The organism is Porphyrobacter sp. YT40, assembly GCF_006542605.1.
Classification (GTDB): Bacteria; Pseudomonadota; Alphaproteobacteria; order Sphingomonadales; family Sphingomonadaceae; genus Erythrobacter.
Window position 1 is genome coordinate 2,013,528 of record NZ_CP041222.1, and the last position, 14,373, is coordinate 2,027,900.

Sequence of the window (14,373 nt, forward strand, 5' to 3'; positions counted from 1 at the left end):
AGAGTCAGCGACAGGGCGAGAAGGGGCAAGCAAGCTTTCATCCCCCCACTTTGGGCGCTAGAGGCGGCAATTGTCCATGCCCGAACGTCCGCCTCCCACACCCAAGCCGCAAAAGCGCCGCGTCGATCAGTTGCTGGTTGAGCGCGGCCTCGCCGAGAGCCGCGCGCGGGCGCAGGCGCTGGTGATGGCGGGGCTGGTGTTCGCGGGCGAGACCAAGATCGACAAGCCCGGTCACCAGATCGCGGAAGATGCCGCGCTCGACGTGCGCGGGCGCGATCATCCCTGGGTGAGCCGGGGCGGGATCAAGCTGGCGCACGCTTTGACACATTTCGGGCTCGATCCGGCAGGCGCTGTGGCGATGGATATCGGTTCGTCCACCGGTGGCTTCACCGATGTGCTGCTGCAGAATGGCGCGGCGCATGTCTTCTGCGTCGACAGCGGCACCAACCAGCTCGCATGGAAGCTGCGTGAAGACCCGCGCGTGACCGTGCTCGAACAGCTCTCCGCGCGGCTGCTCACGCCCGAGCACATCGACCGCCCGTGCAATTGGGTGGTGTGCGATGCGAGCTTCATCAGCCTGTCGAAGGTGCTCGAAGTCCCGCTGCAACTGGCGGCGCCGCAATGCCGCCTCGTCGCGCTCATCAAGCCGCAGTTCGAGGTCGGGCGCGAGGAAGTGGGCAAGGGCGGGGTGGTGCGCGATCCCACGTTGCACGCGCGGGTGTGCGACGAAGTGCGCGAGTGGATCGAGGGGCTTAGTTGGCAGGTCGACGGTATCGTGGAAAGCCCGATCACCGGCCCGCAGGGAAATGTCGAATTCCTGATCGCCGCCCGGCGCGGCTGACCCCGGGCCTGCGCCAAATCATCCGCCCCAACGAAAAAACCGGCGGCAATCCGAAGATTGCCACCGGCTTTTCCTGATGCTTGTTCCCGGCGCAAGGCCGGAACCGGCAATCCCGAAGGATTACATCGCCGGGGTTTCTTCGGCGGCCGGGGTTTCGGCGGCCATCGGGGTTTCGGCAGCCATCGGGGTTTCGCCAGCCATCGGGGTTTCTTCCACGACGGGGGTTTCGGCGGTCATGGCGTCGGCTTCGGTGTTGGCTTCTTCGGCCGGCTTCGAGCAAGCGGCGGCGGTCAGGGCGAGGCCGGCGACGGCGACGAGAGCGATCTTCTTCATAGTCATTTCCCCTATGGGCCCGGCAGGGCCGGTAATGAGCAAAAGCGCGTTAATTTCAGCTCCCACCGCCAACGCGCTTTCGAATCACGGCAGGAATGTGGCAGCCTCTAGCAGAGGTTTTCGCCAAGCCCAAAGCCTTTCCTGCATTTCTGCCCCATTTCTACCACATTTTTGTCGGCGTCTCGGGGGGAGCAGCCTCGGCGGTGCCTCAATTCGGGGCAGATCCGCGCCGCTTTCTGACCGGACGGATAACGGCAGCGGGCGCTGGTTGCCATCCGGCGCGCGGCTCTGGTAACTCGGGTTTTCGCGCAAAGCAGCGTCGGAGTCGCACAATGAACGTCCTTGCCTCGCCTGCCCAATTGCGTGCGAGCTTTATCCGCTGGGCCCTGTTCATGGTGCCGCTGGTGCTGCTGATCGGCTTTTCCGCCGGACAACTGGGCGGGCCGAACACACCGTGGTTTGCCGGACTGGTGAAGCCCGCGATCTACCCGCCCGCCATCGCCTTTCCGATTGTCTGGACGACCCTGTTCATCCTGATAGGGCTCGCGCTGGCGCTGGTCGCCAGTGCTTGGGGCGCGCAGGGGCGCATCGCGGCGCTGGTGGCGTTCGCGGTCCATTTCATCGTCACGCAGAGCTGGACGCTGGTGTTCTTCGGCCTGCAGGACATGACGAGTGCATTGATGGTGTTAGGCTTCGGCGTCGCCAGTCTGCTGGTTGCGCTGGCGCTGATCTGGCGGGTGCGGCGCGCGGCGGTTTGGCTGCTGCTGCCCTATCTGGCGTGGCTGTGCTTTGCGAGCGCACTTAATTACGCCTTTATCGTCGCCAACCCGGATGGCGGCGCGCGCGGCAGCGATGGAGCGAAAACCACGGTGCAATTGTAGGCGCGCACGGTTTGTGGCCGAGTGTCGCGGATTTCGGACGGCGTAGCGCGTCCGCAAGGCCGACCGGCCGCCCGCAGGTGCTCGATCCTGCCAGGATCGAAACGCACCGAGGACGAAGGCGCGGATGCGCCTTCGCAAAACAGGAACCCCGTGACAGCGAGGATAGACTTGCACTTCGGTGCAAGCCTCCCCAAAAAGCACGCATGCAGAGCCAGAACCCGATCATCGCCGACCTTGTCAAACTCGCCAACAGCGCTGCCGGCACGATGGCCGGCATGAGCCGGGAAGCCCGCGATAGCGCGCGCGAACGGCTGCGCGAGGCCTTCGGCGGGATCGATTTCGTTTCGCGCGAGGAGTTCGAGACGGTCAAGGCCATGGCCCAGAAGGCCCGCGAACAGGCCGACGCGCTCGAAGCGCGGCTGGCGGCGCTGGAAGCCAAGTCCACGAAGAAGTAAGCATCGGCAGCGCGGGGACATGACCGCGCGAGCCTCTGCCATCCTGCTCGGCTCGCGCCCTCAGCGTGAGACCGGGGCGATGGCGCGTCTGCTGACCGCTGACCGCGGGCTGGTCGCCGCCTATGTTGCGGGCGGGCGGGGGCGGCAGATGCGCGCGGTGATGGTGCCGGGCAACCGCGTCGCCGCCGAATTCAGCACCCGACCCGGCAGTCAGCTCGCTTTTGCCCGGCTCGAGCTGGAACAGTCGCGCGCCGCGCTGATGACCGAGCCGCTGCCTGCCGCCGCGATCCAGTGGGTCTGCTCCCTGACTGCCGCCGTGCTTCCCGAACGCCAGCCTTATCCGGCACTCCACACGGCGCTCGACGCGCTGCTGGAGGCGGTCGCTATCGCCCCCTCGGCGCGCGGCTGGGTAAGCGGGCTGGCGGCCTATGAGGCGTTGCTGCTGTCCGAACTCGGCTATGGCGGGCAGGCCCCGCCACCCGCGCCCGATTGGCCTGCGCAAATCGCGATGCTGGGGATACTCGAAGGCCAGCTGGCGACCTACCTGCTTGCAGGCGACCGCCGCGATGTTATGGGCGCACGCAAGCTGCTGACCGAGCGGCTGGCGCGCATAGGCTGAGAGAACACCCGAGATGAAGATTGCAGTCCTGCCCGGCGACGGGATCGGCCCCGAAGTCACTGCCGAGGCGGTGGCCGTGCTCGAAAGCCTCGCCCTGCCGGGGCTGGTGCTGTTCAGCGGCGATGTCGGCGGGGCGGCCTATCATCGCCACGGGCATCCGCTGCCGGAAGAAACGCTGGCGATGGCGCGTGAGGCCGATGCGGTGCTGTTCGGCGCGGTCGGCGATCCTTCCTGCGACGCGCTGGAGCGGCACCTGCGCCCGGAACAGGCGATCCTCGGCCTGCGCAAGCATCTCGGTCTTTTCGCCAACCTGCGTCCGGCGCGGGTGTTTGCGGGGCTCGAGCACCTCTCGCCGCTGCGCGCGGACATTGCGGGCGGGCTCGATATGCTTATCGTGCGCGAGCTGACGGGCGATGTCTATTTCGGTGACAAGGGCCAGCGCACCACCGACAGCGGCGAGCGCGAGGGGTGGGACGCGATGTCCTATGCCGAGGGGGAGGTGCGCCGCATCGCGCATGTCGCTTTCCGCGCGGCGCAGGTGGCGGGGCTGCCGCTGACCAGCGTCGACAAGGCCAACGTCCTCGAAACCAGCCAGCTGTGGCGCGACGTCGTGGTCGAGGTCGCTGCCGAATACCCCGAGGTCACGCTCGATCACATGTATGTCGACAATGCCGCGATGCAGGTGGTGAGCCACCCCGACCGCTTCGGCGTGGTGCTGACCGGCAATCTGTTCGGCGACATCCTGAGCGATTTGGCCAGCGCCGCCGTGGGTTCCATCGGTCTGCTGCCGAGCGCCTCGCTGGGTGAGCGGCAGACCGATTTCGGCACCTTCGGCCTCTATGAACCGATCCACGGTTCTGCCCCCGATATCGCCGGGCAGGGCAAGGCCAATCCGATGGCGACGATCCTTTCGGCGGCGATGATGCTGCGCCATTCCTTCGGGATGGAGGCCGAGGCTACGCGCGTCGAGGCGGCGGTGGCGCGGGCGCTGGCCGACGGGATCCTCGGCGGCGATCTCGGCGGCACCCACGGGACTGCGGCGATCGGCGCGGCGGTGCGCGAGCGGCTGTAAGCGCCCATGAGCCTTGAGCTTGCCATTATCCTCCCCACGCTCAACGAGCGCGGCAATCTCGCCCCGCTGGTCGAGCGGATCGACCGCGCGATCGGGACGGCGGCGGTGTGGGAGGTCATCATCGTCGATGACGACAGTCGCGACGGTACGGCGGACGAAGCCCGCGCGCTGGCGCTCACCGATCCGCGCGTGCGGGTAATCCAGCGCATCGGGCGGCGCGGCCTCGCGAGCGCCGCGATCGAGGGGTTCTGCGCCACGGCGGCACCTATTGTGGCGGTGATGGACGCTGACCACCAGCACGATCCCGCGCTGTTGCCGGGGATGCTTTCTGCCCTTCAATCCGGCCAGGCCGAGATCTGCGTCGCCAGCCGCTTTGCCGAAGGGGCGAGCACCGCCGAATGGGCCATGCCCGAGCGTGAGCGGCTCTCGACTTACGCCAATGCCATCGCCCGCAAGATCACCGGGGTGGAGCTCACCGATCCGATGAGCGGCTATTTCATGCTCCCCGCCGCGACTGCGCGTACGCTGGTGCCGCGTCTGTCGGGGATCGGTTTCAAAATTTTGCTCGACCTGCTGGCGACCGCCGATGCGCCGATGAAGGTCAAGGAATTCCCCCTCAATTTCGCGGCCCGCCGCGAAGGAGAAAGCAAGCTGGACCGCGCCATTCTGTTCGATTTCCTCGCCGGGCTCTACGACAAGACCCTGGGCAAGGTGATCCCGACCCGCTTCGCCCTGTTCGGCACCGTCGGCGCGCTGGGCGTGGTGGTGCATTTCGCCGTGCTCTCGGCGCTGCTGTTCGCCTTCGGGGAGCGCTTCGCCATCGCCCAGACTGCGGCGGTGCTGGTGGCGATGAGCTTCAACTTCTGGCTCAACAACTGGCTGACCTATCGCGACAAGCGGCTGACCGGGGCGTGGCCGCTGCTGCGCGGCTGGCTGGGCTTCATCGCCACCTGCGCTGTCGGGGCCTTCGCCAATGTCGCGATCGCGACCTTCATGGAAGGCCGCGGCATCCACTGGGCCATCGCCGCGCTGGCGGGGATCGTGGTCGGATCGGTCTGGAACTACGCCCTTTCCAGCCGCTTCGTGTGGGGAAGGTTCTAAAGACTTACCGCCAACCGCGCACCCAGGCCCAGGTCTTGTAACTGTCGCCATCGGCCAGCGGCAGGGCGGCGATGATCGGGAAGAAGCCGGCGAAGACCAGCACCGAAGCCGCAGGGATGCCCCACGCGAGCCACTTGCCTCGAGTCCAGCGGCGCAGGTCGCTGCAGGTCAGCGCCAGCGCGGCGAGCAGGAAGAAGCTCGGCACGAAATAGTGGTAATAGAACTGCACCGGCTTGGGCGCGACGATCCAGAAGCCGAGGCTCACCGCATAGCCGATCACCACCGCCAGCCGCGCGCGGTCGCGCTGCCAAATCCCGCGCCCCAGGCACCACAGCAGCGCGGGCAGGCCGAGCCACATCGTCAGCGGATTGCCGATCAGCAGCACCCCGCGCTGTGCCCCGTCAATCGGCTCGAACAGATACCACACCCCGCGCGCGTTCAGCACCCATTGCGGCCAGGTGCTCATGTAGCGGTGCGGGGTCATCAACTGGCTTTGCAGCTCGAAGATGTGGCGGTGGAACCCGATCAGCCCCTTCTCGGCCAGCGGCGAGGGGTGGAGATAGTCGGCCAGCCAATAGCCCGGCAGGAAGGTCAGGGCATAGACTGCGAGCGGCAGGATGCCGAGCCACACGAAGGCCTCGACCAATGTGATGCCCGGTACCGGCGCACCCCTGCGGCTGAGCAGCAGGCGCCGCCGCCCGGCCAGCGCGCGGGCGATGAAGAAGGTGATCCCCGGTACCACCGCGAGCGGAATGGCGTTCCACTTGGCCCCCAGCGCGGCCCCGATCGCGATGCCGGTCAGTGCCAGCCGCCAGCGGCCCTCTTCCGGCTGGGCGCAGGCGGCGGCGAACTGCCATGCAGCCACGGTCAGCGCCGCCACCATCACGATGTCGAGCATCGCGATGCGGGTGTGGATGAAGAGGTGAAAACCCGTCCCCAGCAAGACGGCGAAGGCGATCGTGGCGAAGCGATCATGGCTCGCATGCCACAGCGCGCGGGTCGCGGCGAAAAACGCCAGCACGCCGCAGGCCCAAGGCATGATGCGCCAGCCCAGCGGGGTGTCGCCGAACAGCCCCATGCCCAGCGCAATCAGCAGCTTGGCGAGCAGCGGATGCTCGCGGTTGAGATAGCTGCCTTGCCCGGTCTGCCACCACGACAGGATCTCGCGCGCGGCGGGGAGGTAGTGCACCTCGTCGAAATAGGGGATCGAGGGGATCGCCAGCCGCCATCCGCTGATGAGGGCGAACAGCCCGGTCAGCGCCAGACACCACCCCAGCGGATCGCTTGGGCGAAGGGGCGGGGCAGCGGCGGGAGAGGAGGGCGCTTGCGCTTGGGCCATATGGCCCGCGCGCTTAGGCAGGCCCTCGCACAAGGGCAAGGACGCTTTGATTAACGCACGCCCTCCGGCGTGCGAATTCCTCGCTCATGCGACCTGAAGGTCGCATCGCTGTGGGCGGGCGGTCGCCCTTGCGACGCTCACCGCGTCAATCATGCGTCGGCGTTCGCGGCGCGATTTTCGAGCCAGAACAGCCGCGCACACATTGCGAGCAAGCCGATGCTGGCGGTGCCGCCGACCAGAATGCCCCACGCCGTGACGTTCATCCCCATCTTGCGCGCGCGCGGCGCGATGAAGAACAGTGCGATCATCGCGCACATCACCAGATCCCACCACACCTGCAACCCGGTGAGGTTCTGGGTGTGGTTGGTGTAAAAGCCGATTACGCCTTCCTGCGCGATCTGGATCGCGGTGTAGCTGGCAAAGCCGCCCGACAGCACCGCCGCCAGCATCGCGCTGCCGCTCTCGCGCTTTACCATCAGGATGCTAAGAAGCGCGATGAAGCCACCTGTGGTCGCGGCCAGCCAAGCGATTTGCAGCGTGTTCATGTCGAAAACTCCGGGTTATGTAGCGAGTGCTACAAACGCCTGTTAATGCAATGTAGCGTCCGCTACAAGAGGAAAATGCAGACCGCCCGATTGTCCCGCGAAACGCTGCTCCCGCTGCTCGCCGCCCATGTGCTCGAACATGGGCTGGGCGAGGCGAGCCTGCGCCCGCTCGCCAAGGCGGCAGGCACCAGCGACCGAATGCTGATCTACCATTTCGGCAACAAGGAGACGCTGATCACTGAGCTGCTCGACTACATCGCCGGGGTCTACTCCGCCGCGCTCGACATGGCGCTGGGCGAGGGGCGCGCCGCGACCCGCAGGGAATGCTTCGACCGGCTGTTGGAGCAGGGGAGGCAGCCGGGGATGCAGGCGTTCCTCGTGCTGTGGTGGGAAATCGTCGCCGGTGCGGCGCGCGGCCTGCCGGGCTATCGCACCGCCGCCGACCGGATGATGACGCGCCAGCTTGAATGGCTCGAACGGCAGATGCCCGAAGGCGATCCCGATCCCGCCGGGGGCGCGCGTTACCTCATGACCCTGCTCGAAGGCGCGCTGATGCTGGCGACTGTCGGCCACGAGCGCACCGCGAGCGAAGGACTGCTTGCGAGCGACCTCGGCGCGCACTAAGCCCCGGCCCATGAAGAAGACCACCGGCATGGACCGCGCCGCCACCGCAAACTGGCGCCCCGCAACCCGCGCGCTGCGCGGCGGCACCTGGCGCAGCGAACACGGCGAGACCAGCGAGGCGCTGTTCCTCACCTCGGGCTATACCTATGACGATGCGGCCACGGTCGCCGCAAGGTTCGCGGGCGAGGCCGAGGGCATGACCTATTCGCGCCTCCAGAACCCGACCGTCGCTATGCTCGAAGAACGCATCGCCCTGATCGAAGGGGCCGAGGCCTGCCGCGCGCAGGCGAGTGGGATGGCGGCGATGACGGCGGCCTTGCTGTGCCAACTTTCGGCGGGCGATCACGTGGTCGCCGCGCGCGCCGCCTTCGGTTCGTGCCGCTGGCTGGTCGACAACCTGCTGCCCAAATTCGGAATCGAAACCACCGTTATCGACAGCGCCGACAACGCCGCGTGGGAGGCCGGGATCCGGCCCAATACCAAGGTGTTCTTCTTCGAGACCCCGGCCAATCCGACGCTCGACGTGGTCGATCTTGCTTACGTTTGCGGTCTTGCCAAGTCGCACGGGATCACCACCGTGGTCGACAACGCCTTCGCCTCGCCGGTGTTGCAACGCCCGATGGAATTCGGCGCAGATGTGGTGGCTTACTCCGCGACCAAGCTGATGGACGGGCAGGGCCGCGTGCTGGCGGGTGCGATCTGCGCCAGCAAGCAATGGATCGACGAGGTGCTGATGCCGTTCCAGCGCAACACCGGGCCGACGCTTAGCGCCTTCAACGCCTGGGTCGTGCTGAAGGGGCTGGAGACGCTGCCGATGCGCGCCTTCAAGCAATCCGAACAGGCGGTGGCGCTGGGCGAATTCCTCGAACCGCGCGTGACGGCGGCGGGCGGCCATCTGCTCCACCCCGGCCTGCCGAGCCACCCGCAGCACAATCTCGTGATGTCGCAGATGGATGCCACCGGCCCGATCTTCGCACTCGACGTCGGCACGCGCGCGCGCGCCTTTGCGCTGCTCGATGCGTTGAAGCTGGTCGATATCTCCAACAATATCGGCGATGCGCGCAGCCTGATGTGCCACCCCGCCTCGACCACCCACGCCGGCCTCACCGAAGAGGCGCGCGCGGAAATGGGCGTGACCGAGGGGCTTTTGCGCATCAACGTGGGGCTGGAGGACATCGCCGACCTCACCGAAGACATGGACCAGGCGCTCGCCGCGGCGGGAATGTGAGGGCAGGGCGGGGTCTCCTCTGCGCCGTTGCGGCGGTCGTCACGGGCCTGTGGGGTCGTCCTGCCGCCGCCGAACCGGCGCCCCGCGTTACGGCTGAAGGCGCATTCGAGGCTGCCGTCACGCACCTCGCGCGCTCTTTTGGCCCCGGCGATGCGGCCTCGGATCTGAGACCCGACGATGTCCTTCTGCCGCTCCGCCAAGCGGGGCTTATCGGCCGATCTTTCGACGGGACTTTCGACTACTATGCCTGGGTTCGCCCGCGCCGCCCGCTGGCCTTCCTCGCGCATTCGGTCGAACTGGTCATCACCGAGGAAAAGCGCGGCGCCTTCATCGGCTGCTGCGTCGATGACGGGGTGACGCTGGTGCTGCGTGAAGATGGCGACAGAGCTGCGCTCCAGCAATTTGCCGATGATCTGCACTGCCGGTTGGATGCCGCAAGCACCGACTCCCGCGCAAGCGAGGCGCTTGAGCGCAGCCGTCCCAAGGTCGATCCGGCGACGCGTCTCGCCCTGCAATGCCATTTTGGAGTGATCAACCAATGACCAAACGTGTTGAACTCGTCTTCGATTTCGTCAGCCCCAACGCCTACCTGATCTGGTGGCCGCTGCGTGAATTGGTGAACCGCCATGAGGCCGAGCTCGACGTAATCCCGGTGTTCCTTGCCGGGATGCACAAGCTGACCGGCAATGCCCCCCCGATGCACCGCGATGCCGAGGTGAAGGGCAAGAACGAATATGCGATGCTCGAGATGGAGCGCTTCATCGCGAAGCATGGTCTCACCAAATATCGCCTGCACCCGCAGTTTCCGTTCAATTCGATCCTGCTTCAGCGGATGCTCTTCGCTGCCGATCAGGACGGGCGCGGGGTGCAGTTCGTCGAGGCGCTGCTGCGGCCGATCTGGGAGGAGGGGCTCGACATCGCCTCGCCCGAAGCCATCGGCGCGGTGCTGACGGACGCGCAGTTCGACGCCGCCGACCTCTTCGCCCGCGCGCAGAGCGACGACGTGAAGCAGGGCCTTGCCGCCAACACCGATGCGGTGGTCGCGCGCGGGGCCTTCGGCATCCCGACGATGTTTGTCGGCACGAGCGGCGCGCCTGCCGAAAGCTTCGAGATGTTTTTCGGCAAGGAACGCCTCGGCCAGATCGAGGAAGTGCTCGCGAAAGGCTGACACCGCGCCTCGCGCTTCACCGCATTCCGCTTGCCATTGGCGCGCCAAAACATAGGCTTGGCGAATCGGGGGACGCACGAGGGGGTTTCGCATGACGAGGATTGTCCGGGCCATCGCCGGTCTGGGATGGGGCATGGGCCTTGCGCTCGCCGCCCTGCCTGCGGCTGCGCAGGAAGCACCCGCGCCGCAACTTCCGTCCGCGCCCGCCACCGCTGAAGAAGGTCCGCCGCCGCCGATCCCCACCACGCAGTTCGCCGGGCGCTCGGCCTTCTGGGATGCGCAGTTGTCTCCCAACGGCACGATGCTCTCCTTCATGCGCCGCAAGGACGGGCTTGCGCAGTTCCTCGTCACCGGGGTCGACAGCAAGCAGGTCATCCGCGCCTTCGGCACCGATCCCGACGACCAGTTCGAATGGTATCGCTGGGTGACCGACGACAAGATCCTGCTCTCGCTGTCGCGCGCAGGCACCTTTTTCGGCGACGACGTGCGCTACACCCGGCTGATCCTGATCGAGGTCGTCAGCGGCATCATGACCCCGATGTTCAGCCGTTCGGACGTGGTGCAGGGCGACAATGTCATCCATGTCGCCGAGGATGGATCCTACATGCTCGTGGCGATCCAGAAGACGATCTACGATTGGCCCTCGGTGATGCGGCACGAATTGAGCGCCGATGGCCGCGCGACCACCGTGGAAACCCCGCGCGACGGGGTCTGGAACTGGGTAGCGGACGACGTGGGCAATGTCCGCATGGGTTCGGGCTGGAAGGACGGGCGGCTCAAGATCTTCTATCGCTCGCAGCCCGGCGGAAAGCTGGAGCTGATCGCGAAGATCAAGGAGGGCGAGCGCGCCGATGGCTATTGGGACGCGCTCCAGATCCTCAATGGATCGGATGAAGGCTATGTCCTGTCCGAAGGCGAGACCGGGCGGGTCGGCCTCAGGCGCTTCAACTTCGCCACGCGCGAGACGGTCGAGACCGTCTGGGAACACCCCGAATGGGACATCGACCGGGTGACGCTGAAGGACGGCAAGCCCTTCGCCGCCTATTTCACTGCCGACCGCGACGAGGTGCATTACTTCGACGAGGACACGCGCAAGCAATACGCCCTGATGAAGAAGGCCCTCGGCGATGTCGAGGTGTGGGTGCCCAGCCGCGCCAAGGACGGGTCGCGGATGCTGGTCTATGCCGGGAACGAGGCCGATCCCGGTGTGCTCTACATGTTCGAGCCCGCCGCCAAGCGTATGGACGAGGTCTCGCAGCTGCGCCCGGCGCTCGATTTCCGGCTGCTCGCACAGCCCAGGCCGATGCAATACGCCGCGCGCGACGGCACGGTGATCCGCGGCTATCTGACCCTGCCGCGCGGGCGCGAGGCCAAGGGGTTGCCGCTCGTCATCATGCCCCACGGCGGGCCTTACGGGGTGCGCGACAAGCTCGAATACAACGACGAGGTCCAGCTGCTCGCCAACCGCGGCTATGCCGTGCTGCAACCCAATTTCCGCGGCTCGGGCGGCTATGGCGATGCCTTTTTCGAGCTCGGCACCGGGCAGATCGGGCGCAAGATGCAGGACGATCTCGACGATGCGATGGACTGGGCGGTGAAGGAGGGGCTGGCGGACCCTGCGCGGGTCTGCGTGGTCGGCGGCTCCTATGGCGGTTATGCGGCGATGTGGGCGGTGATCCGCAACCCCGAACGCTACCGCTGCGCGGCCAGCTGGGCAGGCGTCACCGATCTCGAAAAGCAGCTGCGTTACGACGGCCAGTCCTTCAGCCGCGGCGGGTTCAAGCGCTGGAAGGACCGGGTGCGCGGGGCCGGGGTCGCCGAGGTCAAGTCTGTCTCCCCCGTCTCGCGCGCCGACAGCCTGTCGCGCCCGCTGCTGCTGGCCCACGGCACAAAGGACGTGGTGGTGCCCTTCAGCCAGTACAACCTGTTCGAAAAGGCCACCCGCACCGCGCCGCTGAAGCCCGAAACGCTGGTAATCAAGGACGAGGGCCACAGCTTCTCCAGCCCCGAGAACGAGCAGCAATGGTACGACGCGCTCGAAGCCTTCCTCGACAAGCACAATCCGGCCGATCCGGCGCCGGTGACGGTCGCGGCGGCGGGGGAGTGAGGGGCTGCGCGCCGGGCCACGAAAGCCGCTTTGCCCAGCGCGCTAAGCGGACGAGGGTGTGCCTCCTCACGCACGATAGGCTAAGTGCGGCGTAACCGACCCTGGCGCGAGGAATTTTGACCATGCACATTATTGCTCGAACAGCGGCGGCGGCCCTGTTGGCTATCGCTGTCTCCACTGCCGCCCATGCGCAGGTGCCAGCCGATCACGCCGTTCTGGCCGACCCCGAGGGCGAGCCCATCGTGATCGGCTCCGCGCACAGAATCCCATCGAGCGTCTACGGCGAAACCAAGCTCGTCACGGTCCGGCTGCCGCGCGGCTATGCGGACGACCCCGAACGCCGTTACCCGGTGATATTCTCGATCGACGGAGGCCCCGAACAGGATTTCGAGCTGCTCGCCGGAATTGCCGCAGAGGCAGAATTCTCGACCAGTTTCGAACCCTTCATCCTTATCGGCGTGCGCACCGACAATCGCTACGCCGAACTCACCCCGCCGCTGGCGCGCATGGCGCCCGAGACGCTGACGGCGCTGTTCGGCGAGCGGATGCAGCCCAACGGAGCGCCCCGGTTCCGTGAATTCCTTGCGCGCGACGTGATCCCTTGGGTGACATCGCGCTACCGGACCGAGCGCAAGGTGCTGACCGCCGCCTCGCTCGGCGGGCTGTTCGTGGTCGATACCCTGCTCGAACGGCCCGACATGTTCGACGATTACATCGCGCTCACGCCGAGCATCTGGTGGGACGAGGGCCGCGTCGCCGAGGAAGCCGCGGCAAAGCTCGCCGCGCACGCCCGATCCGACCGGCGAATCTATTTCACGATGGGCGACGAAGGCGTCGGGAATCTGAGCGGCAAATGGCTTGGGACACTGGTCTCGGCCTTCGAAACCAGCACGCCCGAAGGATTGAAGTGGGCCTTTGTCGATCGCTCGGCAAGCGAGGAACATCGCACGATGGCGCTGATGGGCTGGCTCGACGCGTTCCGGACGCTCTATCTGACCCCGGCGCGCACCGGCAGCCCCATCCCCTTTCTTTACGATGGCGGCCGCGCGCTGGGCTACACCGCCGGGGCGCGGGCCAATCTCGATGCCGGAACCTGCCGTCATGCGATTGCCAGACCCGCCACTTGGGCCGAGAAGAATGCCGCACCCGGCGCATTTTACGGCTGGTGTTTGCTGATGAAGCCGGGCGCTGCCTTGACGGCGGGCAATTTCGGTCCGGACGATTTCGGGCGCGGCAAACTTCCCTCGATCACCCCGCCGTCACCGCCTCCAGCGGCAGATCCATGATCGGATAGCGCCGCCATTCGGCCCAGTCGTAGTGCCACCATTCGTTGGCGAGGGGGACGAAACCCTCGGCAACCATCCATTCTTCCAGCATCCGGCTGCGGCGCAGCGCCTCTGCGGGTGCAGCGGTGTTGCTGCGGTAGGCAGCGGGGGTGAAATCGTCATAGGGACTGGGCATGGTCACTTCCACGCCGCCCCGGTGCAGCGACAGGTCGATCGAGCAGCCCCGGTTGTGACGTGATCCGGTGGCGGGATCGGCGACGAATTCGCGCTTCTCGGGCGGAGTCGCCTCCCACATCTGCCGCGTGATGCGCCAGGGGCGATAGGCATCGAAGATCAGCAGGCCATAGCCCGCCGCCTCGGCGCGGGTCTGCACCTTTGACAGCGCCTCGGCCACAGGCCGCTGCGCCACCGCGCGGGCGACGGGGTAGAGCACCTGGCCCATGAAATTGGCAGGCGTGGCATAGCGGATGTCGAAGTTCAGGCGCGGGTCCAGCCGCGCGAGGTCGACCAGATCGGGGGCGAGGTCGGCGGCGGGGTCGATGGGGAGAGTGACAGCCGGCCGCGCCCCGCCGCGCATACCGCAGCCCGTGAGCACCCCTGCCGCAAGCGCGGTCGCTGCACCGTGCAAGGCCGTGCGGCGGGTGATCAGCGGCGGGCGGGGCGGGGAGAACATCGCGACAGGCTATCCTCCCCGTGACCCGCTCGCAACACGTGGCTCGGGGAAAAACCCTCGTCCGATCGGGATACACCCGTGGTTAAGCGCGTTGGGCCTCT

At 66.8% G+C, this 14,373-nt stretch carries 16 protein-coding genes; 12 read left to right on the forward strand and 4 right to left on the reverse strand.

What is annotated here, in order from left to right:
• Positions 1 to 76 precede the first annotated feature (76 nt).
• Positions 77 to 841, forward strand: coding sequence for a TlyA family RNA methyltransferase (locus E2E27_RS09345; protein ID WP_141458685.1), 765 nt, complete (start codon positions 77 to 79; stop codon positions 839 to 841).
• Between the two features lie 120 nt (positions 842 to 961).
• On the opposite strand, the gene E2E27_RS09350 is transcribed toward E2E27_RS09345, so the two are convergent.
• Positions 962 to 1,180 (reverse strand): hypothetical protein, encoded by a 219-nt coding sequence (locus tag E2E27_RS09350; RefSeq protein WP_141458686.1) that lies wholly within the window; start codon positions 1,178 to 1,180, stop codon positions 962 to 964.
• Between the two features lie 326 nt (positions 1,181 to 1,506).
• On the opposite strand from E2E27_RS09350, the gene E2E27_RS09355 reads away from it, so the two are divergent.
• The 5 genes from E2E27_RS09355 (at position 1,507) to E2E27_RS09375 (ending at position 5,302) form a co-directional block, all read left to right on the forward strand.
• Positions 1,507 to 2,055, forward strand: coding sequence for a TspO/MBR family protein (locus tag E2E27_RS09355; RefSeq protein WP_141458687.1), 549 nt, complete (start codon positions 1,507 to 1,509; stop codon positions 2,053 to 2,055).
• A 203-nt stretch (positions 2,056 to 2,258) separates the two neighbouring features.
• Positions 2,259 to 2,510 carry an accessory factor UbiK family protein gene (locus tag E2E27_RS09360; protein WP_101791348.1) on the forward strand — a complete coding sequence of 84 codons (252 nt, stop codon included), beginning with the start codon at positions 2,259 to 2,261 and terminating at the stop codon, positions 2,508 to 2,510.
• Positions 2,511 to 2,529: 19 nt separating this feature from the next.
• Complete coding sequence (recO, locus tag E2E27_RS09365; RefSeq protein WP_141458688.1) at positions 2,530 to 3,129, forward strand: DNA repair protein RecO; 600 nt, start codon at positions 2,530 to 2,532, stop codon at positions 3,127 to 3,129.
• 13 nt (positions 3,130 to 3,142) lie between these two features.
• Positions 3,143 to 4,201 carry a 3-isopropylmalate dehydrogenase gene (gene leuB, locus E2E27_RS09370; RefSeq protein ID WP_141458689.1) on the forward strand — a complete coding sequence of 353 codons (1,059 nt, stop codon included), beginning with the start codon at positions 3,143 to 3,145 and terminating at the stop codon, positions 4,199 to 4,201.
• A gap of 6 nt (positions 4,202 to 4,207) precedes the next feature.
• Positions 4,208 to 5,302: a glycosyltransferase gene (locus tag E2E27_RS09375; RefSeq protein ID WP_141458690.1), complete on the forward strand. Its 1,095-nt coding sequence runs from the start codon at positions 4,208 to 4,210 to the stop codon at positions 5,300 to 5,302.
• Between the two features lie 4 nt (positions 5,303 to 5,306).
• On the opposite strand, the gene E2E27_RS09380 is transcribed toward E2E27_RS09375, so the two are convergent.
• Both E2E27_RS09380 and E2E27_RS09385 read right to left on the reverse strand, forming a co-directional pair.
• Entirely contained in the window at positions 5,307 to 6,641 is a 1,335-nt protein-coding gene (locus E2E27_RS09380; RefSeq protein WP_141458691.1) for a phospholipid carrier-dependent glycosyltransferase, read from the reverse strand.
• A 149-nt stretch (positions 6,642 to 6,790) separates the two neighbouring features.
• Positions 6,791 to 7,186, reverse strand: coding sequence for a hypothetical protein (locus E2E27_RS09385; protein ID WP_141458692.1), 396 nt, complete (start codon positions 7,184 to 7,186; stop codon positions 6,791 to 6,793).
• A 75-nt stretch (positions 7,187 to 7,261) separates the two neighbouring features.
• Here E2E27_RS09385 and E2E27_RS09390 point away from each other — a divergent pair, with 75 nt between their 5' ends.
• The 6 genes from E2E27_RS09390 (at position 7,262) to E2E27_RS09415 (ending at position 13,599) form a co-directional block, all read left to right on the forward strand.
• Positions 7,262 to 7,810, forward strand: coding sequence for a TetR/AcrR family transcriptional regulator (locus tag E2E27_RS09390; protein ID WP_234036006.1), 549 nt, complete (start codon positions 7,262 to 7,264; stop codon positions 7,808 to 7,810).
• A 10-nt stretch (positions 7,811 to 7,820) separates the two neighbouring features.
• Entirely contained in the window at positions 7,821 to 9,038 is a 1,218-nt protein-coding gene (locus tag E2E27_RS09395; RefSeq protein ID WP_141458693.1) for a trans-sulfuration enzyme family protein, read from the forward strand.
• Positions 9,035 to 9,580, forward strand: coding sequence for a hypothetical protein (locus E2E27_RS09400; RefSeq protein ID WP_141458694.1), 546 nt, complete (start codon positions 9,035 to 9,037; stop codon positions 9,578 to 9,580). The genes E2E27_RS09395 and E2E27_RS09400 overlap by 4 nt, the downstream gene beginning before the upstream one ends.
• Positions 9,577 to 10,206: a 2-hydroxychromene-2-carboxylate isomerase gene (locus E2E27_RS09405; protein ID WP_141458695.1), complete on the forward strand. Its 630-nt coding sequence runs from the start codon at positions 9,577 to 9,579 to the stop codon at positions 10,204 to 10,206. Before E2E27_RS09400 ends, E2E27_RS09405 begins: the two co-directional genes overlap by 4 nt.
• Before the next feature lie 91 nt (positions 10,207 to 10,297).
• The gene (locus E2E27_RS09410) at positions 10,298 to 12,313 is read left to right on the forward strand and encodes an alpha/beta hydrolase family protein (RefSeq protein ID WP_141458696.1); all 2,016 of its coding nucleotides are present in this window, start codon (positions 10,298 to 10,300) and stop codon (positions 12,311 to 12,313) included.
• 158 nt (positions 12,314 to 12,471) lie between these two features.
• Positions 12,472 to 13,599, forward strand: a complete 1,128-nt coding sequence (locus E2E27_RS09415) for an alpha/beta hydrolase (RefSeq protein ID WP_181443401.1) — start codon at positions 12,472 to 12,474, stop codon at positions 13,597 to 13,599.
• On the opposite strand, the gene E2E27_RS09420 is transcribed toward E2E27_RS09415, so the two are convergent.
• A complete protein-coding gene (locus E2E27_RS09420) occupies positions 13,562 to 14,272 on the reverse strand; it encodes a M15 family metallopeptidase (RefSeq protein WP_141458698.1) in 711 nt (236 codons plus the stop codon). The genes E2E27_RS09415 and E2E27_RS09420 overlap by 38 nt on opposite strands.
• Positions 14,273 to 14,373 lie beyond the last annotated feature (101 nt).